12 protein-coding genes and 1 tRNA gene are annotated in these 19,441 nt (G+C 69.4%); 8 read left to right on the forward strand and 5 right to left on the reverse strand.

Translation table 11 applies throughout. The annotated features are described in order from the left end of the window. Positions 1–39: 39 nt before the first annotated feature. The 3 genes from ACFV9G_RS03900 to ACFV9G_RS03910 all read right to left on the reverse strand — a co-directional run bounded on the left by ACFV9G_RS03900 (position 40) and on the right by ACFV9G_RS03910 (position 8,063). Positions 40–3,015: a helix-turn-helix transcriptional regulator gene (locus ACFV9G_RS03900; protein ID WP_378725052.1), complete on the reverse strand. Its 2,976-nt coding sequence runs from the start codon at positions 3,013–3,015 to the stop codon at positions 40–42. Positions 3,016–3,150: 135 nt separating this feature from the next. Further along, positions 3,151–7,728 carry a S8 family serine peptidase gene (locus tag ACFV9G_RS03905; RefSeq protein WP_378725054.1) on the reverse strand — a complete coding sequence of 1,526 codons (4,578 nt, stop codon included), beginning with the start codon at positions 7,726–7,728 and terminating at the stop codon, positions 3,151–3,153. A 248-nt stretch (positions 7,729–7,976) separates the two neighbouring features. After that, positions 7,977–8,063 (reverse strand) — tRNA-Leu (locus ACFV9G_RS03910). A 243-nt stretch (positions 8,064–8,306) separates the two neighbouring features. Here ACFV9G_RS03910 and ACFV9G_RS03915 point away from each other — a divergent pair. Genes ACFV9G_RS03915 through pknB form a run of 7 tightly spaced genes read left to right on the forward strand, consistent with a single transcriptional unit; the run spans position 8,307 to position 17,082 of the window. Further along, positions 8,307–9,014, forward strand: coding sequence for an FhaA domain-containing protein (locus ACFV9G_RS03915; protein ID WP_378725056.1), 708 nt, complete (start codon positions 8,307–8,309; stop codon positions 9,012–9,014). Further along, positions 9,011–9,496, forward strand: a complete 486-nt coding sequence (locus tag ACFV9G_RS03920; RefSeq protein WP_091043923.1) for an FHA domain-containing protein — start codon at positions 9,011–9,013, stop codon at positions 9,494–9,496. The genes ACFV9G_RS03915 and ACFV9G_RS03920 overlap by 4 nt, the downstream gene beginning before the upstream one ends. Continuing rightward, on the forward strand, positions 9,493–10,827 hold the full coding sequence (locus ACFV9G_RS03925; protein ID WP_378725058.1) for a PP2C family protein-serine/threonine phosphatase: 1,335 nt from the start codon (positions 9,493–9,495) through the stop codon (positions 10,825–10,827). The genes ACFV9G_RS03920 and ACFV9G_RS03925 overlap by 4 nt, the downstream gene beginning before the upstream one ends. Positions 10,828–10,840: 13 nt before the next feature. After that, entirely contained in the window at positions 10,841–12,271 is a 1,431-nt protein-coding gene (locus ACFV9G_RS03930; RefSeq protein ID WP_378725060.1) for an FtsW/RodA/SpoVE family cell cycle protein, read from the forward strand. Then, entirely contained in the window at positions 12,268–13,737 is a 1,470-nt protein-coding gene (locus tag ACFV9G_RS03935) for a peptidoglycan D,D-transpeptidase FtsI family protein (protein WP_378725062.1), read from the forward strand. The genes ACFV9G_RS03930 and ACFV9G_RS03935 overlap by 4 nt, the downstream gene beginning before the upstream one ends. Beyond that, entirely contained in the window at positions 13,734–15,281 is a 1,548-nt protein-coding gene (locus tag ACFV9G_RS03940; protein WP_378725064.1) for a protein kinase, read from the forward strand. The genes ACFV9G_RS03935 and ACFV9G_RS03940 overlap by 4 nt, the downstream gene beginning before the upstream one ends. Beyond that, on the forward strand, positions 15,274–17,082 hold the full coding sequence (gene pknB, locus ACFV9G_RS03945; RefSeq protein ID WP_378725066.1) for a Stk1 family PASTA domain-containing Ser/Thr kinase: 1,809 nt from the start codon (positions 15,274–15,276) through the stop codon (positions 17,080–17,082). Before ACFV9G_RS03940 ends, pknB begins: the two co-directional genes overlap by 8 nt. Before the next feature lie 26 nt (positions 17,083–17,108). Here the strand turns inward: pknB and ACFV9G_RS03950 are convergent, their stop codons facing one another. Continuing rightward, positions 17,109–17,897 (reverse strand): DUF881 domain-containing protein, encoded by a 789-nt coding sequence (locus ACFV9G_RS03950; RefSeq protein WP_378725067.1) that lies wholly within the window; start codon positions 17,895–17,897, stop codon positions 17,109–17,111. Between the two features lie 43 nt (positions 17,898–17,940). Here ACFV9G_RS03950 and ACFV9G_RS03955 point away from each other — a divergent pair, with 43 nt between their 5' ends. Beyond that, positions 17,941–18,402, forward strand: coding sequence for a cell division protein CrgA (locus tag ACFV9G_RS03955; protein ID WP_378725069.1), 462 nt, complete (start codon positions 17,941–17,943; stop codon positions 18,400–18,402). A 144-nt stretch (positions 18,403–18,546) separates the two neighbouring features. Here the strand turns inward: ACFV9G_RS03955 and ACFV9G_RS03960 are convergent, their stop codons facing one another. Then, positions 18,547–19,353 carry a rhomboid family intramembrane serine protease gene (locus ACFV9G_RS03960; RefSeq protein ID WP_378725071.1) on the reverse strand — a complete coding sequence of 269 codons (807 nt, stop codon included), beginning with the start codon at positions 19,351–19,353 and terminating at the stop codon, positions 18,547–18,549. Between the last annotated feature and the right edge of the window lie 88 nt (positions 19,354–19,441).

Here is a 19,441-nt window from a genome sequence, read left to right on the forward strand (position 1 = left end):
CCCGCGCAGGCACCATGGGGATAAACCCCCAAGGATCGATCAGGCCGGAGGGTCCACCTCGGCGAGCCGGACCGCCAGCGCCACCCGGGTCGGCGTCTCGAGCTTGCGCTTGGCCGCGCTGACGTGCTTCTCCACCGTCTTCACGGACAGATGGAGCTGCCGTGCGATCTGCTGGTCGGTCAGGCCCGCCGCGGCGAGCTCGGCGACCTGCCGCTCGCGCGGCGAGAGCTGCGACCCGTAGCCGTAGCGTCCGCCTCGATGGCGGCCCGGGACCGGAACCCCGATCCGGCGGGCCAGCCGGCTGGCCCGCGACATGTCCCACTCCGCACCGAGGCGCTCGTACGCAGCCAGAGCCGCACCCATCAGCTCCTTGGCCGCATCCTCGGCGAGCTCGTGGTGACAGCGTGCCGCCATCTCGCCGGCCTGCGCGGCCTCGTAGGGGAAGTCGAACCCTCGATAGTGGTCGGCGGCGTCCGCGAACAGCTGCGCGGCGACCGCCCAGTCGGCGACCGCCCAGTCGGCGGCCGCGGCCGCCAGGTGGCCGCCGGCGTGCGCGAGGACCGCGGGCGCGAGCGGCCCTTCGAGGCCGTCCAGCGCCGCGGCGATCCGAGCCGTCACCGCCCGTGCCTCCTCGACCTGTCCCGAGGCGCAGAGCGCCTCGACGTACGGGGGGACCACTCGGAGTGCGGGCACCCAGATGCCCATCGACTCCGCGCCCCGGAGCACGTCCTCGCCGAGCCTGGCGGCCTCGGTCACCTCTCCCCGGGCGATCTGCAGGCGGATCAGCGCTGCCGCCGGGACCGGCAGGAGGTCGATGTCGGTGAGCTCCTCGGCCCGTCGCACGACATCGGACAATCCGGCGCTCGCGGTGTCGAGGTCGCCGCGGGCCAGGGCGAGACAGCCGGCCACGGCCTCGACCGCCAGCCGGCCCGATGGGTATCCGTCGAGCTCGTCGATCAGGACACGGACCTGGTCCTCGAGCCCGTCCCAGCGTCCACGGCTGTAGTCCAGCAGCGCCATCGAGCGGCGGACCCTGAGCTCGAGACGGTGGCTCTCGCACTCGGTGGCCCCGCGCAGAGCGGCGGTCAGCAGCCGGTCGGCGGCGGCGTGGTGACCGGAGTAGCAGGCCTCGAGCCCCACGGAGTCGTAGGCGTTGACCTCGCCGCGGCGTCTCGGCGACCCGCCGATCTGCTCGCCCATCCGGTCGACCAGGCGGTGCCACGCCGGGTCGCCCAGCGCGACGAGCACCATCGCGGCCTTGCCCCACATGAAGACCCGAGACACCGGGTCGTCGATGCGCGGCACGATCTCGAGCGACCGGTGAAGCCAGTGCAGCAGCTCGGTCGGCTCGACGCCCGGAACGGTCGGGATGCCGAGGCCGACCATCGCCCATGCCTGCAGGTCGGGACGGTGGTCGAGGTCGTCGACCGCGTCGGCGTAGAGCTGCCGGCGCAGCACCGGGTCACCGCCGACCTGGGAGAGCAGCACCGAGAGTGAGAGCCGGAGCTCGCCGCGCGCCGGTGCCGGCAGCGGCTCGTCGAGGACGCTCGCGAGCAGGCCGGTCACGTCGGGTGCGGCGTGGATCGCCTCGACCGCTGCCTGTCCCAGCTTCACGGCGAGCCTGGCACGGACCTCGGGGGCGAGGCTCGCTTCTCGGAGGACGTCGGCGAGCAGCCGGACGGCCTGGCCGTCGTTGCGCAGGGTCATCGCCTGGTCGGCGGCCCGTTCGGCGGCCTCGGCCCACTGCGCCGACTCTCCGGTCTCCCGCAGGTGGTGCGCGATCTGGCCGATCGCCGGATCGCCCAGCTCCCGCAGAGCGGCTGCGGCCCGGGCATGGATCTGTCGGCGGCGCGGCCCCGGGATCGCGTCGTAGACCGCTTGCGCGGCCAGCGGATGCCGGAACCCGAGGCTGGCGCCGTCCTCGAAGAGCAGACCGGACCGGAGGGCCTCCTCGAGAGCGTCGAGAAGTACGTCGTCGGTGCAGCCCGCGGTCGCCTGGAGAACCTGCGAAGGCTGGGTGGTCTGGAGCACCGCCGCGGCCTCGGCCACGGTGCGTGCGTCGAGGGACAGCCGGCCGGCGCGTTCCAGGACGGTGTCGCGGATGCGGTCCGGAACGTCCATCTCGTCGAGCGCCCGGCGGATCCACCGGGTTCCGTGCTGGGCCAGGGACCCGCGCGCCTGCAACAGGGCGAGCAGCTCCTCGATCGCGAAGGGCAGCCCTGCCGTCCGCTCCCACAGATAGGTCGCGAACTCCTCGGACAAGGTGTCCGCGTCGAGGATCGCGGAGGCGAGCTGCCGGGTCTGCGGCTGGGTCAGCGGCGACAGGTGGACCTGCACGCGACCGACCTCGGTCGGCACCCGGCCCAGGACGGTGCGTGTCGGAGGTGCCACCTCCGCACCGCGATAGGTCAGCACCAGGCCCAGCCGAGACGGCGGGTCGCTCACCAGATAGTCGATGAACTCCACGGTCTGCTCGTCCGCCCAGTGCAGATCCTCGAGCACCAGCACCATCTCACCGAGGGCCTCGATGATCTCGAGCAGCCCGCGGAACACCCGGTGCCGTTCGGCGACGTGGTCATCGAGCCCCGGGGGCAGCGGCGGCAGGACCGCCGACAGCTCCGGAAGCAGCGGACGTACGGCCCCGGCGACCGGCGACAGCGCCGCGGTCTGCAGCGCCTCGCCGTGCCGACGCAGACTCTCGACGACCGGCCCGAGCGGGAACGGCTCGCCGATGCTGCGGCATCGTCCGACGGCGAACCGGCGCCCTGCGTACGCAGGGTGGGTGCGGAGCTCGTCGATGAGTCGGGTCTTCCCGATCCCTGGGTCTCCCTCGATCACCGCGACCGCCGGTGTCGCGGTCAGACCCTCCACCAGGTCCGACAGCTCACGTTCGCGCCCGACCAGGGTGGCGGAGGACCACCGTGTGGGCGAACCTGCGCGCGGGGCAGGCGAGGAGGCACGCTCGTCGCCGCGTGCTGCGCCTGCCTGCGACAGGTCGTCCTCCGGATCTCGCATCGACGCTTACTATCGCCGAGCCCAGCCTGCCCCGTGACCGCGGGGCCGGGAACCGTGCGGTCCGGGGCAGAACGCCGCCGGGGCGGCCGGACCGTGATGGTCCGACCGCCCGGAACGGGGCGTGACACCGTCGACTCAGCAGCCTGCCTTCTCCAGGTCAAGCGCGGCCTCGACCGTCTTCCCGGCCTGGATCCGGACCCGCTGGGACTCGATGGAGTACCCCGGGTAGGCAGCCGCCACCGTCAACGGGTTGTGCTGCTTGTCGATCCAGCGGGCGAAGGTGCCGTCCGTCCCGGTGGCGAACGTGCCGCTCATGCTTCGCGAGTCGAGCTGCACGGTCGCAGCGTTCAGCGGGCGTGCCGAACCGTCGCACGCGACACCCTGGACGGTCCCGACGAGCTTGCCCCACGCCTTGGGTGGCGTGACGACCATGTCGACCTCGACCTCCGACTGCTGGTAGGGCGTGCTCTCCAGGACCGCCAGACCGGCGGTGTAGGTGCCGGGCTGGTCGACCATGGGATCGACGGTCACGGTGAGCTCGACGCTCTCGCCCGGCTCGACAGTGGCCGACGTCCGGTCCACGGAGAGCCAGCCGACATCGGCGGTGCCGGCGTCGCACTGGTCGTAGCCGGGCAGCATCTCGGCCGCCGTACCCGGGGTGTAGCCCTGAGCCGACCCGCCCACGGAGTAGAACCCGCAGGCAGCGCCACCGCGGTAGCGGACGTTGTTGGCGCTGGGCATCCCGGACCAGGCGTTGGTCGTCGGGTCGTAGGCGAAGGCCTGGTTCGTGACCTGGCCCTGCTGGACGCCGCCGACCAGCACCAGCTGGTCGTTGGCGACGCTGTAGCCGCTGCCCCACACCTCGACCGGGACGTCGGCCTTCGGTGCCCAGGTGTCGGCACCCGGGTCGTAGGCGAACGACTTGTCGGTCGTGCTCGACCCGATCCCACCGGCGCAGTAGATCGTCCAGTCGATCGTGCCGCACGCGGCGTAGGCGAGAGTCAGCGGATAGTCCGCGCGCGGCTCCCACACGTCTGCGACCGGGTCGTAGGCGACGACATCGGCCGTCATCGGAGCACACTCCGCAGTGGTGCAGCCACCGATGGCGAACAGCTGGCCGTTGACCACCGCACCCGAGGCACCGGCCCGCGGCGCCGGGTTGGTGGCGCCGGACGACCAGGCGTCCGTGCCCGGGTCGTAGACCCAGGTGTCGCCCTGCGGCTTGTTGGCCGCGTCCCAGCCACCGGTGGCGACGATGTGGCCGTCGATGACGCCCGCGGTCATACCGCTGCGCGGCGACGGCAGCGAGGCCGCTTCCGACCAGGTCATGTCGGCCGGGTCGTAGACCCAGACCGCGGCGAGCGGCCCGGCGGAGCCGTACCCGGCGATCGAGTAGACCTTGCCGTCCAGTCGCACCATCGCGTTGTCCATGACGGGCGTCGGGTAGTCGGCGATGCCGGTCCACGGTGCCGACTGCGGCTGAGCCGTCGACGCGTCGTCAGCGGCCTTCGTCACCGCGCCGACGGACACGGGGACGTCCAGCCGGCGTACCGGGGCGCCCTCGGCGGAGTCGATCGCCTTTCGCGAGACGCTGCTGCCGTCGGCGTTCTGGAGGACGAAGCCGCGCTCGCGCTCGCCGATCCGGACCTGGGCAGGTGCCGTTCCGGTGTTGGTGATGGTGACCTTCTGGGAGCCGGCGAAGTCGCCGAGGCCGCGGGTGAGCTCGACCGAGTCGGCACTGAGCGAGAGCCGCCCGGCCGTGAGCGAGACGTCCTTGACCGTCAGCCCGTCCAGGTTCACCGTGTCGGTCCAGGTGGAGTACTTGGACGCGGCCACGGTCACCTCCTGGGCACCACTCCGGGGGCTGTAGAGCCAGAAGAAGCCGTCCGCGAGGTCGGCATCCTCGGGGGTGGCCGCCGACTCCGCGGTGGCATCCCCGATCGAGACGCGGGCTCCGACCACTCCGTCATCGGTGTTGGCGTCGGTCACCGACCCGACCAGCATCGCGCCGTCCTCGTCGGGGACGCACCCGAACGACCGCTCCGAGGTGTCGGCCCAGTCCAGCGCGTTCCAGAAGACCTTCTCGGAGGCGTCCAACCAGGAGCCCGCTCCACGGGCATGCATCGACAGCAGGACGTGCCGGTTGCCGGTCCGCTGCTGGACCGCGATGCCCGGGCCGGAAATGCCCCGGGTCTTGTCGCCGGCGCCGGCGAGCACCTGGACGCCCTCGCCGGCATAGCCGGTGAACCAGGCGGTCTGCGCACCGCCGAGGTGGTCGATCCGGTCGCCGACCTGGAGCCCCTCGAGGATCGGGTGCTGCTGGGTCACCTCGTAGTACGTGCCCGAGCCGCTCGTGTTACGACGCTGCAGCGAGACGGGGTTGCCGGTCGCCGCGGACAGCGCGGCGATCCCGTTGCCGAGGCCGAAGGCGAAGTCGGCGAAGACGATGCCGGTCCCGCTGGCATCGGTGCGAGCAAGCAGGTCCCGGAACGCCGCACTGTCCGGCAGGTTGTAGTTCGACATCCAGATCACCAGGTCGTAGCCCTCGATCTGCCCGAGCTGCGTGGTGGTGAAGGTGGTGTACTCGATGCTGTAGGACCCGAAGAAGTCCCGCACCTCGAAGCCGGGGTCGTTGGTGACCACGGCGATCCGGGGCTGCTCCTGGTGGTAGCCGGGGGCCACGCACGGCCGCTGCTGGACCGGTACGGCCAGGTTCACGGTCGCGTCCTCGGACACCTCGATGCTCTTGGTGAGCGTGTCGTAGCCGGGGTAGTCCACATCGACCGAGAGGTCGTACGTCGTGCCCTCGGGCAGCTCGAAGCTGAAGCTGCCGTCGCGCGGGTCGGTGTGCTTCGTCAGCTTCGGCGCACCGGCCACCCGCACCTCGGCGTACAGCGGCCAGCCCTGACCGGAGCCGTCGGTGACGGTACCGGTGACGGTCGAGGTGGGGAGCGAGCTGAGGGCGAAGTCCTGGGTGGTGGTCCTGCCCTCGGTCACGGTGACGGTCTCGGTCTCCTCGGCGAACCCGAAGGAGGATGCGGTCACGTCGTACTCACCGATCGGCAACGTGGCGGCGAATTGCCCTTCGCCGTCCACCGCGAGGTCGCGGTCGACCGCGTCGTCACCCGTGCCGCCGGTCACGTGCACCGTGGCGTCGGCGAGCGAGGTGCCCTCTCCGTCGTCGGTGACGTCACCGACCAGGGTGCCGATCGGGCCGCGGTCACCGGCCTCGAGCAGCGCCGCCGCGTCGAGCCGGCCCTCGCCGTAGACGCTGTTGTCGTCGGCGGTGCCGCCGCACTGCAGGTCCTCGGTGTCGATGGCGGTGCCGTCGAGCATCTCCTCGGTGGCGGCGAGATCGCCGATCAGGTCAGGGTGGGCCGACCAGAGCAGACCGAGCGCTCCGGCGACGTGGGGAGCAGCCATCGAGGTGCCGCTCTTCAGCCCGTACGCCCCACCGGGGATGGCGGAGCGCACGTTGACGCCCGGAGCGGAGATGTTCGGCTTGATCCCACCGTCCTGGCCGGAGCCACGCGAGGAGAACGAGCCGATCACGTTGTTCACGTCGTAGGCGCCCACGGAGTAGTTGATCGCTCGGGAACCGGGGGAGCCGGCCGTCTGACAGGCCGGACCGATGTTTCCGTTGGACCAGATCGCGAAGATCCCGGAGGCGGCCCACGCCTCCGAGATGTCCTCCATGAACGGATCGTTGGAGGGCGCCTGGCTGCCCCAGGAGTTGTTGATGATGTGCGGACGTCGTGCGGGGTCCGCCCCGGTCCCGTCCGTCTTGGTCGGGGCCAGCATCCACTGCCCTGCCTCGATCAGGTCGACGTCGGAGCAGGTGGCGCAGCCGTTGGCGGTGATCCAGGTGGCTCCGGGCGCGACCCCGATCTGGTTCGTGCCGCCGTCGGAGCCCACCATCGTGCCCATGGTGTGGGTGCCGTGGCCGTTCTCGTCGCAGGGGCCGTCGTCGCAGCTGTTGTTGGTGTCCAGCCAGTTGTAGTCGTGAGTGAAGGTGCCGTCGCCGTTGTTGCCGCGGTACTGCTTCACCAGAGCCGGGTGGTCGAACTGAACACCGCTGTCGATGTTCGCGATCACGATGCCCTCGCCGGTGTCACCGTCGGCCCAGACCTGGTCGGCCTTGATGTTGGCCACGCCCCACTCGACGGCCGCGGCGGTCGTCGCCCGGTCGGCCTTGGCGTCGACCGGCTCGACCGGCCGGTAGGTCTGCGTCGGCCACAGACCGTCGACGGCAGGCACGGCGGCCAGTGTCGCTGCGAGCTCGTCCGAGCCGTTCTCGACGTATACCGCGTCGGTCGCCCAGAAAGTCCGGTACGTCACCTTGCGCTTCTCCAGTGCGGCGACGACATCCTTCTGGTGCGCGGCGGCGCTCTTCTTCAGCTTCTCGACCACGTCCGCGCCGCGCTCGTCCCAAGCCATACCTGGGCCGGCGACACCCAGGTCGGCCTCCCGCTCGAAGCGGACCCAGAAGTCGGCGGTGCCGGTCTTGGCAAGCTTCTTCTCCAAGCCCGGCTTGATCTTCGCCGCGGGCGACTCCGGCGCCGGGTCGACCTTCGCACCGAGCGCGCCGCTGGCCAGGGTGGCCGGCGCTGCCTGGGCGGCCGGGCCGAACCCGGTCAGCGCCGTCGTGGCCAGGAGCGCGGCGGTCGCGAGACCGACCCCGCGCAGCGTCCGGGCCTTCGATCCGAGCCTCATCGGGGATCACCCGCCCCGCACGGTTCCGGGCACCGTCTCGCGACGGGAGGACAGGACAGGGACATGGGGGAACCTCCACCGAGTGGATGAGCGGGGCGGACTCCGGTGTCCGCACGGGATCCTTCGGAGTCTCGACCGCGGAGGTTCTGGTCACCATGGGGGAGAACCCCCATGAATGCCACCCGCGACCTCAAGAGGTGACAGATGGAAGAAGCCCCGAGTCCGAAGACCCGGGGCTCTACCTGTGGTGGTGCGCGAGGGGGGAGTTGAACCCCCACGTCCTTTCGGACACACGGACCTGAACCGTGCGCGTCTGCCTATTCCGCCACTCGCGCGTGCAGCAGAGGAAACGTTAGCCGACACGCACCCATCGACCCAAAACGACGGCACCCCGCCCACCTTGACGCTGGTGGTCACCGGATCGTGGGAGGATCGAAACCACGCAGAATGCGGGAAGTGGCAGATCCCCTAGGGTGCACCGATACGATCGGGCCGAATCGCGGGGACCACTGTGCCCGTACGCGACTGACCACCCACCCCGACCGGCCCACCCCGGCACCTGAGAGGAGCGCAACGACGTGAGCGGCCTGCAGAAGTTCGAGCAGAAGTTGGAGCAGCTCATCTCAGGCGCTTTCGCGAAGGCGTTCCGGTCCGAGGTGAAGTCGGTGGAGATCGTCGCCGCGCTCCAGCGCGAGATCGACAACAACGCCCAGGTGCTCAGCCGCCAGCGGCGGCTGGTCCCCAACGACTTCTTCGTGGAGCTGTCCGCCAGCGACCTGGGCAAGCTGGAGTCCTACGGACCCCACCTCAAGGAAGAGCTGAAGCGCCAGCTGATGGACCACGCCGAGGCGCAGGGGTTCGTGTTCCCCGGCCGCGTGAGCATCGAGTTCGGCGAGGCGAAGGACCTGACGATCGGCCGGTTCAGGGTGCGCAGCCGCGCCCAGGCGGCGGTCTCGGGCGCAGACATGAGCGACACCCAGGTGAGCCGCGCGCAGGCCTACCTGGAGATCAACGGCACCCGGCACCCGCTCCACGGCAACCTCGTCGTGGGTCGAGGCACCGACGCCGACCTGCGCATCAACGACCCGGGCATCAGCCGCCGCCACATCGAGTTCCGCTCGAAGCAGGCCGGCGACCGTGTGCGCGTCGAGGTCTATGACCTCGGCTCGACCAACGGCATGCTGGTCAACGGGCAGAAGATGGCGAGTGCCACCTTGGACGACGGCTCTCAGGTGCGCATCGGCACCACCGTCATCACCGCGCACATCGTGGAGGAGCGCCGTTGAGCGAGCTGACCCTTTTCCTGATCAGGGTCGCCTATCTGGCGATCCTGTGGATCTTCGTGCTGGCCGCGTTGTCGGTGATCCGCTCCGACATGTTCGGCGCGCGGGTCACGAACGCCTCTGCCGGCGGCCAGCCCGCAGCCCCACCGGCTCGCGGCAAGGCCGCTGCGGCGGCGAGAGCACCGCGGCGCGGCGTACCCACGCATGTGGCCGTCACCACCGGCTCCAACGCCGGGGTGACCGTGCCTCTCTCGCAGGCCCCCATCGTCATCGGCCGCGGCAGCGATGCCGCGATCATCCTCGATGACGACTACGCCTCCACCCGCCACGCCCGGATCGCCGTCTCCGGCGACCAGTGGTTCGTGGAGGACCTCGGATCGACCAATGGCACCTACATCGGGTCCGTCCGGATCAACCAGCCGACCGCCATCTCTCTCGGGACCCAGGTGCGGATCGGTAAGACAATCCTGGAGCTGCGCAAGTGACCGCTGCGACCGACCCCACCCCCGACCCTGCTGCTCACCCCGGCACCGCCGATGGACGACCCTTCCGCCTCGAATACGCGGCGGTCTCGGACGTCGGCCGGGTGCGCAAGGACAACCAGGACAGCGGGTACGCCGGCCCCTGGCTGCTGACCGTCTGCGACGGCGTCGGCGGCGCTGCCCGCGGTGACATCGCCTCCAGCACGGCCGTCCAGCAGCTGCGCAAGCTCGACGAGGAGCCTGTCTTCGGGCTGGTCGACGACGACCTGATCGGCCTGGTCTCCCACGCGCTGCACATGGCCCACGACGAGATCGGCCACCTGGTCGACCACGACCCGACGCTCAACGGCACCAGCACGACCTCGACCGTCGGCCTCTTCGACGGCGCCAAGCTGACCGTCGGCCACGTCGGCGACAGCCGTGCCTACCTGCTCCGCAACGGCGCGATCCACCAGGTCACCCACGACCACACCTTCGTGCAGACGCTGCTCGACGAGGGGAGGATCACGGAGGAGGAGGCCAAGACCCACCCCCACCGCAACCTGATCCTCAAGGCCCTCGACGGCACCCGCGAGCTCGAGCCCGACCTGTTCATCGTCGACCTCGCCGCCGGCGACCGACTGATGTTCTGCAGCGACGGTGTCTGCGGCTACGTCGACGACCCGCGGATCGCCGACATCCTGGCCACCGGCACGCCCGAGTACGCAGCCGTCGAGCTGGTCCGTGTCTCCCTCGACTCCGGCAGCACCGACAACGTGACCTGCGTGGTCGCCGACGTGGTGCCCAGCGACACCATCCCGTCCCCTGGCCTCGAGGCCCAGATGGTGGGTGCGGCGGCCGAGCTCAAACGGAAGACCACCAAGACCGGTCAGATGACCGCCCTGTTCCGCGGTCACCGGATGGGCGACACCGGCGAGCTGGACCCGATCGACGAAGAGATCCCGGACGGTGCGATCGCCGCCGACCCGGAGGAGATGCGCTACGCGCTCCAGGCGCCGGTCAAGTTTCTGAAGCTGCGCTGGGCCTTCGGGCTGCTGGCCCTTTTCGGTGTCGTCTGGATCGCTGTCGCGACCGCGTTCGTGTGGTCGCAGAACCAGTGGTACATCGGCGAGCAGGAGGGCAACGTCACGATCTTCCGTGGCGTACCCACCACGATGATCGGCCTCGACCTCTCCGAGCCCTACCAGACCTCTGACCTGAAGGTCGCCGACCTGGCCGAGACCTACCAGAACCAGCTCGAGGACGGCATCCACAGCAAGGACCTGGCCGGCGCCCAGGAGAAGGTGCAGTCCCTGGCCGACCAGAGCGCCGCCGACGCGGGAAGCGGGTCATGAGCGAGGTGGCGGCATGAGCGGTTTCACCCCGGCGAGCTCCATGCCCGTCTTCGTCCACCGGTCACGGCGGGGAGCGGAGCTGGTCCTGCTGATCCTGGCCCTCGCGGTCGGGATCGGGGCCTACGCCGCGGTCGGCCTCGGGGTGCAGGAGAAGATCCCGGTCGACATCGTCGGCTACGGCACCTGGCTGGTCGCGCTGCTGGTGGCGGCCCACATCGGCGTACGTCTGCTGGCTCCCTACGCAGACCCCGTGCTGCTTCCGCTGGTGGCGATGCTCAACGGGTTCGGCCTGGCGGTGATCCACCGGCTCGACCTGGCCGCGGGGGCGAGCGAGACCGACGCCTTCGCCCGCCAGCAGCTGATCTGGATGACGATCGGCGTGGTGCTGTTCCTGATCACGCTCTTCGTCGTGCCCGACCACCGGATGCTGCAGCGGTTCACCTACACCGCCGGCCTCGGCGCGGTGGTCATGCTGATCCTGCCGATGCTCCCGATCATCGGTAAGCAGATCAACGGCGCCCGGATCTGGATCAACCTCGGGCCGGTCAGCTTCCAGCCCGGCGAGGTCGCCAAGGTGCTGCTGGTGATCTGCTTCGCCGGCTATCTGGCGGTCCACCGCGACGCCCTCGCGCTGGCCGGACGCCGGTTCGCCGGCATCGACCTGCCCCGTGGCCGCGATCTCGGCCCGCTGCTGATGATGTGGGTGATCAGCCTCGCGATCCTGGTGCTGCAGCGCGACCTCGGCTCCAGCCTGCTCTTCTACGGCCTCTTCGTGGTGACCCTCTACGTAGCGACCGAGCGCAAGGGCTGGATCGTCGTCGGCGGCGTGCTCTTCGCCGGCGGAGTCTTCGCCGCGATCAGCCTCTTCAGCCACGTCCGTGTCCGGGTGCTGACCTGGCTCAACCCGTTCGACTACTACCCCGAGCCGCTCAACGGCACCTCCTCCGAGCAGCTCGTCCAGGGCCTGTTCGGGATGGCCTGGGGCGGCATGATCGGCCGCGGCTTCGGCTCCGGCGAGCCCTGGCGGATCCCCTACGCCAACTCAGACTTCATCATCCCGGCGATCGGCGAGGAGCTCGGTCTGACCGCGCTCCTGGCTCTGCTGCTCTGCTACGGCCTGATCGTCGAGCGCGGCCTGCGCACGGCGATCGTGGCCCGCGACGACTTCGGCAAGCTGCTCGCCGTCGGCCTGGCCACCTCGGTCGCGCTGCAGACCTTCGTGGTCGTCGGCGGCGTGACCGGGCTCATCCCGCTGACTGGTCTGACCACACCGTTCCTCTCGTATGGTGGATCTTCGCTGGTCGCCAACTGGGTGATCGTCGCCCTGCTGTTGCGCGTCTCGGACCAGTCCCGCCGCCCACTGCCGACGGCGCCGTCCGATGAAGATCTCGCCGCTGAGGAGACCCAGATCGTCAAGCTCGACAAAGGGGCGATGAACAAGTGAACCGCCCCATCCGCACACTGAGTGTCGGCTGCCTGATCCTGTTCGTGGCGCTGATGCTGAACCTGACGTACGTCCAGTTCTTCAAGGCCAACTGGTACAACGACCGCGCTGACAACCGCCGGGTCACCGAGGCGGCCTACTCGCAGCAGCGCGGAGACATCCTGGTCGGCAAGAAGGCGGTCGCGACCAGCGTGCCGAGCGACGGCAAGTTCGAGTGGCAGCGCACCTACCCCGGCGGCAAGAAGTACGCCGCGATCACGGGTTTCATGTCTTACTCCTACGGCCAGACCGGGATCGAGCGCTCCCAGGACTCGGTCCTGTCGGGCAAGGACAACAAGCTCTTCACCAACCGGCTCGTCGACCTGGTCACCAACTCGGAGCCGGCCGGTGGCAACGTCGAGCTCACCATCGACCCGAAGGTCCAGGACGCTGCGTACGAGGGCCTGACCGCTCTCGGCGAGGACGTCCAGGCCGCGGCCGTGGCGATCGAGCCGAAGACCGGCCGAGTCCTGGCCATGGCCACCACGCCGACCTACAACCCGGATCGGTTGGCGAACAACGACATCGGCGAGGCGCAGAAGTCCTACAACCAGCTCTCGAAGGACGACGCCGAGCCGCTGCTCAACCGCTCCATCCAGACGGCCCTGCCGCCGGGCTCGACCTTCAAGCTGGTCACCGCCGCGGCCGCGATCGAGAACCTCGGCATGGACGGTGACAGCATGGTCTACGGCGGCGCCTCGCTCGACCTGCCCGGCACCGACACCGACCTGCCCAACCTCAACGGCACCAGCTGCGGCGGCGAGGAGATCACGCTCACCCGCGCTCTCGAGGTCTCGTGCAACACCGCCTTCGGTTCTCTCGGTATGGAGCTCTCCGACGAGGAGATGCAGGACCAGGCCGAGGGGTTCGGGTTCGGCCAGGACTACCTCGACGACATCGGCCCTCTGGCGATCAGCCAGTACCCCGACAACGGTGGCGACAAGGCCAAGCAGGCCCGTGCCGCCATCGGCCAGCAGGACGTGATCGCGACCCCGCTGCAGATGGCGATGGTCTCAGCGGGCATCGCCAACGGTGGCGAGGTCATGAAGCCCTACCTCGTCGACCGGGTCACCTCCTCCTCGCTCGACGTCATCGACCAGGGCAACCCGACCACGATCGACAACCAGCCCGCAGTCTCGCAGGACACCGCCGAGATCCTGACCGACATGATGGTCAGCACCGTCGAGAACGGCACCGCCGAGGCGGCATCGATCGACGGTGTGAGCGTCGCCGGCAAGACCGGCACCGCGCAGACCACGCCGGACAAGCCGCCGTACGCCTGGTTCACCTCGTTCGCCCCGGCGGAGAACCCGTCCATCGCGGTTGCTGTGATGGTCCAGAAGAGCGGCACCGAACGCAGCGAAATCGCCGGCGGACGGCTGGGCGGCCCAATCGCGAAGGCCATGATGGAGGCAGCGATCTCATGAGTCGTTACGTATTCCACGAGCTCATCGGCACCGGCGGGATGGGCGAGGTGTGGCGGGCGACCGACACGACCCTCAACCGCGAGGTCGCGATCAAGCTCCTCAAGCCCGAGCACGCCGAGGACCCGATCGGGCGCTCCCGGTTCGAGTCCGAGGCGAAGCACGCCGCGGCGCTCCACCACCCCAACGTGGTGGCCGTCTACGACGTCGGCGAGATGCCGACCGCCTCCGGCCTGATGCGGCCGTTCCTGGTGATGGAGCTCGTCGACCACAAGCCGCTCTCGGAGCTCATCCGTGATGGGCGGCCCCTGGCCCCCGAGGTCGTCCGCGACCTGCTCGGTCAGGCCGGCGACGCGCTGGCCGCCGCCCACCGGGCCGGCATCGTGCACCGTGACGTGAAGCCCGCCAACCTCCTGATCACCCCGCAGCGCAAGGTGAAGGTCACCGACTTCGGCATCGCCCGTGCGCAGGCCTCGACCGGGATCACCGGCACCGGCCAGGTGATGGGCACGCCGCAGTACCTCAGCCCCGAGCAGGCCCGTGGCGAGAAGGCCACGCCGGCCTCCGACGTCTACTCCCTCGGTGTGGTCGCCTTCGAGTGCCTGGCCGGCTACCGGCCGTTCCAGAAGGAGACCCCGGTCGCGACCGCGATCGCCCACCTGCACGACCCGGTCCCACCGCTGCCCGACCACGTCCCGGCCGATCTGGCCGCGATCGTGATGAGGAGCCTCCAGAAGGACCCGACCCTCCGCTACGCCGACGCGGCCGCGTTCACCAGCGCGATGGTCGGTCACGGCGCCGCCGACCCGGACGCCGATGCCACCGTCGTCGCCGCCGCGGTGCCCGGCGACGCGACCGCCACGTCGGTCATGGACCCGGTGCCATCGCCCACTCAGAACTATGTCGGCATGCAGGGCGCTGCCGGTGGCCCCGAGGGCCCGCCGCCGCCTCGCTACCAGGACCCCTACGACCGTTACGACGAGGACGACGAGCAGAAGCCCTGGTACAAGAAGCCGTTCAACATCGTCGTCATCCTGATGCTCGTGGCCGTGATCATCGCGGTCATCTGGATCATCTCGACCCTCGCCGCGGATCCGAAGACCCCTCCGGCCAACGACACGTCCACCACCCCTTCGGCCTCCGCGAAGCCCACTCCTTCGGAGGAGGCTGAGGAGGAGCCGAAGGCCGTCGAGATCAACGAGGACGACTACGTCGGCCGCAACGTCGATGACGTACGCCGAGAGCTCCAGGATCTGGGGCTGACCCCCAAGGTGGCGGTCCAGGACAACGACGGCAGCTACGAGCCCGACACGGTCTCCGGCCTCGACCCGACCCGCAACCTCTACGAGGGCGACCCGATCACCATCCGCTACTACGGCGAGCGCCCCGTGGTCGAGCAGCCTCCCGCCGAGGAGCCCGACGAGGAAGAGAGCGACGAGGAGGAGCCGACCGACGGAGAGTCCTCCGACGGCTGGGTCTTCCCCGAGCTCCCGGGCGACGAGAACACCAACGGCAATGGCAACGGCAACGGGGGCGGCAATGGCTGAGGGAGCTCTCCTCGCCGGTCGCTACGAGGTCGGCGAGCTCCTCGGCCGAGGCGGCATGGCGGAGGTCCGAAAGGGCACCGACCACCGACTCGGCCGCGTGGTCGCGATCAAGCGGCTGCGGGTCGATCTCGCCAGCGACGCGACCTTCCAGGCGCGCTTCCGGCGCGAGGCGCAGTCCTCGGCCAAGCTCAACCACCCCTCGATCGTGTCGGTCTACGACACCGGCGAGGAGAAGTCCGACGACGGCGTCGCCCAGCCCTACATCGTGATGGAGTACGTCGCCGGCCGCACGCTGCGCGACGTACTCCGTGAAGGTCGCAAGATCCTGCCCGAGCGGGCGCTGGAGATCAGCTCCGACGTACTCAACGCGCTCGACTACAGCCACCGCAACGGGATCATCCACCGCGACATCAAGCCGGGCAACGTCATGCTGACGCCGGCCGGTGACGTGAAGGTGATGGACTTCGGCATCGCCCGGGCGCTCAACGACGCCCAGTCCACGATGACCCAGACCGCGGCGGTGGTCGGGACCGCGCAATACCTCAGCCCCGAGCAGGCCCGTGGCGAGCAGGTCGACGCCCGGTCTGACGTCTACTCGGCCGGCTGCCTCCTCTACGAGCTGCTCACCGGTCGTCCGCCGTTCGTCGGCGACTCGCCGGTCTCGGTGGCCTATCAGCACGTCCGCGAGCAGGCCCAGCCTCCCTCGGCCCACGACCCGACGCTGACCCGCGAGCTCGATGCGATCGTGATGAAGTCGCTGGCCAAGCGGGTCGAGGATCGCTACCAGTCCGCGCAGGCGATGCGCACCGACATCGAGCGCTACCTCGCCGGGCGTCCGGTCCAGGCGACGGTGCCGCCGAGCTTCGACCAGACCCAGGTCGCCCAGAACCGCGCGGTCGGCCCCTATGACGGCGATCCCACCAACGGTGGCTACTACCCGCCTCAGGACGACCAGCCCCAGGGCCCTCGCCCATGGGTGCTCGTACTGCTCGGTCTGGTCATCATCGGCCTCATCGGACTGGGTGCCTACTACCTGCCTGCGGCCCTCGGCCCGCAGACCACGCCCGCACCCGACGTCACCGGTCTGACCGAGCAAAAGGCGAGGACCGAGCTGAGCGCGGCCAAGCTGAAGGTTGAGGTCAAGCGGGAGCCGAGCGACACCGTCGCGGTCGGCGTCGTGATCTCCCAGGACCCGTCCGCCGGTCAGGACGTCGAGGAGGGCAGCACCGTCACCCTGACGGTCTCCACCGGTCCACCCAACCGGGAGATGCCCAACGTGATCGGGTCTCCGCAGAAGACGGCCAAGGAGCTCCTCGAGGGGGACCCCTACAACTTCACGGTCAAGGTCGAGACGGAGGAGTCAGACGAGGCCAAGGGCACCGTGATCGAATCCGACCCGGTCGACGGAGAGAGCGTCACCACCGGCAAGTCGACCGTCGTCACTCTCACCGTCTCCAAGGGCCCGAACAAGGTCCCCAACGTCGTCGGCAAGACGGCCGAGCAGGCGGAGGAGATCCTCCGCAACGCCGGCTTCACACCGGTCCGCAAGGACGAGCCCAACACGGACAAGCCCAAGGACACCGTCGTCGAGCAGACGCCGGCCAAGGGCACTCCGCTCGCGCAGGACGGCCAGGTGATCATCTTCGTCTCGACGAAGGAGGAGGCCCTGCCGAGCTGTCAGACGCTCGTCCCCGGGACGGACCCGGCCAACCCGTCGGCGTCGGCCACTCAGACCGCCGACCCGGGCGACCCGCCGACGTGTGACCCGGCGCTCCCCCCGAGCGCCCCGGCGGCTCCGTAGCCCGGGCCCTCGCCGAAGCCCCTGTCTCAGTCCTCCTGAGGCAGGGGCTTCGCGTATTTCACGTCGAGCAGGCCGTCGTAGGCCGGAGCGGTCAGGTAGGTCAGCGGCTTGAGGGACCAGCCGATCTGGACGTTGGGGTCGAGGGCGTCGGCCTGGTAGTTCTGCACGTGGTTGTCGCGGTCGATCGCGGCCTGCAGCCGGTCGGGGTCACCGACCGCCTCGATGACGTACGGCTGGGGGTAGGGGACGCCGTCGAGCTGCACCGTGCTGCCGGAGCACTTGATGCCGGTGGTGGTGATGATCCGCTTGCCGGCGATCGTGATCGCCTCGGCGCCACCGGCCCAGAGCGCGTTCACGACTGCCTGGATGTCCTGCTGGTGCACGACGAGCGAGTTGGGGTCGTCTCCTGTGTAGCTCTCCTGGACCTCCGAGGGCGCGTCGCCCAGGACGATCTGCATGCCCGCGCCGCTGTGGTCGGAGGTGCCGGCCGGGTCGGCGAGCCGCGCGGACTGGTGCTGGAGCTTCTTGACGTCCTTGTCGGTGACGCCGCTGGTGAGATGGTCCACCTGGCTCTGCAGGTCGGCCAGCTGGGCCTCGAGGCGGTTGTAGCGGATCCTCTCCCCGTCGACCAGGGTCGCCAGGTCCTCGTAGCGTCCCGGACGCAGGTCGGTGCCGTCGGCGTTCACGAAGCTCACCGCCAGCAGGCCGCCACAGAGCAGCACCACGACGGGCGTACCGACCCTCCACGAGGTCAGGCGGGACCAGCGCTTTGGTTTAGAGGTGGGGTTACCCTGGGTTCCGGAGCTCACGACCATTAGGGTATGCGCAGCAATCACATTTGTCTGAGGAGCATCACCCGTGGCCAAGCTCAAGCTCTCGAAGAAGAGTGATCTCGACCTTCCCAAGGAGCCACTCTTGACTCCCCGCTTCGGGGTCGCCCTGTTGCTGATCGCCCTCGGCATCGGCTGGATCGCCTACTACTACATCGGGGTTCGCCCCAACGAGGTCGGTGGCGACTTCACCGGGCCGAAGTTCATGCAGAAGCTCGAGGACTGGAACTACCTGATCGGCTTCGTCCTGCTCTTCCTGGGCCTGGCCGTCTCTGCCCACCCGAAGACCCCACTGGGCCGCGGTCGCGGCGTCGTCGTCGGCATGCTCGGCTGCTTCGTCATCGGCCTGATCTGGATCTGCGTCTTCTACATCTTCGCCAACGACCACCTGGACAAGATCTGGGTCTTCAACGACCTGGGTCAGAAGAACCTCCTGGTCGGCATCGGTTTCATGGCGGTGGGCTTCACCTTCGCCACGAAGTGGGAGTGACCCTCTCGGTAGACCTCGAAAGCGGCGCAAACCTTTGGTTTGCGCCGCTTTGCGTTACACGGGTGTAGTTCTCCACAGGCCCATCCACACCTGTGGATTTGTCCACGACGTGAAAACGCCCCGAAAACACCTACCTCGAAGGCGTCAGAACAGCGCGATCCGTACGCCGATCAGGGCAAGCAGCACCAACGCGAAGCCACCCAGAGCAGCCCATTGCAACGGCGCCTTCCGGTCGGCCCGGAGCGAGGTGAAGATGCCCGCGACGACGAGACCTCCGATGAAGCCACCGACGTGGCCCTGCCAGGAGATGCCGTTGCCGAAGAAGGTGATGCCCGCGTTGATCAGGAGCACCGGCAGCAGCGGAGAGAGCGACTGGCCGGCCCTGACGAAGAGCACCACCAGGACACCCAGGAGACCGAAGATGGCGCCCGAGGCGCCGACGGTCGAACCGGCCGGTGCCGACGCCCAGACCACCAGGGCGGAGCCCGCCAGGCCGGAGATCAGGTAGAAGACCAGGAACCGCAGCCGGCCGACGATCGGCTCGAGGAACGAGCCGAGCATGTAGAGCGACAGCATGTTCACAGCCAGGTGGATGAGCGAGACGTGGGTGAACGTCGAGGTCAGCAGCTGCCAGAACGCGCCGTCGTCGACACCTGGCATCCAGGTGTAGCCGCTCGCCCGGCAGACGTCGTTCGGCACCGCGAACCCACCGTCAGGCGTGAGGCAGTAGCCCTGCAACCGGATCGCCAAGAAGTCGGCGATCCTCGACCCGGATCCACCGGTCAGGATGATGCTCAGCCAGACCAGGACGTTGACGCCGATGAGCGACAAGGTCACCGGGAGCGCCCGGAAGCTCACCCGCGCGCCGGTGAAGCGCTTGGGCTGGCGTACGGACTTGTGGCCTTCCTTCACGCACTCGGGGCACTGGAAGCCCACGGAGGCGCTGGCCATGCAGTCAGGGCAGATGGGACGCCCACAGCGCTGACAGCTGATGTGGGTCTCACGGTCGGGGTGGCGGTAGCAGACCGGCACCCCGACC

The organism is Nocardioides sp. NPDC059952 (assembly GCF_042730435.1).
Taxonomy (GTDB): domain Bacteria; phylum Actinomycetota; class Actinomycetes; order Propionibacteriales; family Nocardioidaceae; genus Nocardioides.

What these genes read in the sequence shown, in the direction of transcription:
- ACFV9G_RS03940 (WP_378725064.1), top strand. Translation starts at nt 13,734, where the DNA reads ATGAGTCGTTACGTATTCCACGAGCTCATCGGCACCGGCGGGATGGGC.
- ACFV9G_RS03950 (WP_378725067.1), bottom strand. Translation starts at nt 17,897, where the DNA reads ATGGTCGTGAGCTCCGGAACCCAGGGTAACCCCACCTCTAAACCAAAG.
- pknB (WP_378725066.1), top strand. Translation starts at nt 15,274, where the DNA reads ATGGCTGAGGGAGCTCTCCTCGCCGGTCGCTACGAGGTCGGCGAGCTC.
- ACFV9G_RS03930 (WP_378725060.1), top strand. Translation starts at nt 10,841, where the DNA reads ATGAGCGGTTTCACCCCGGCGAGCTCCATGCCCGTCTTCGTCCACCGG.
- ACFV9G_RS03960 (WP_378725071.1), bottom strand. Translation starts at nt 19,353, where the DNA reads ATGGCCAGCGCCTCCGTGGGCTTCCAGTGCCCCGAGTGCGTGAAGGAA.
- ACFV9G_RS03900 (WP_378725052.1), bottom strand. Translation starts at nt 3,015, where the DNA reads ATGCGAGATCCGGAGGACGACCTGTCGCAGGCAGGCGCAGCACGCGGC.
- ACFV9G_RS03905 (WP_378725054.1), bottom strand. Translation starts at nt 7,728, where the DNA reads ATGAGGCTCGGATCGAAGGCCCGGACGCTGCGCGGGGTCGGTCTCGCG.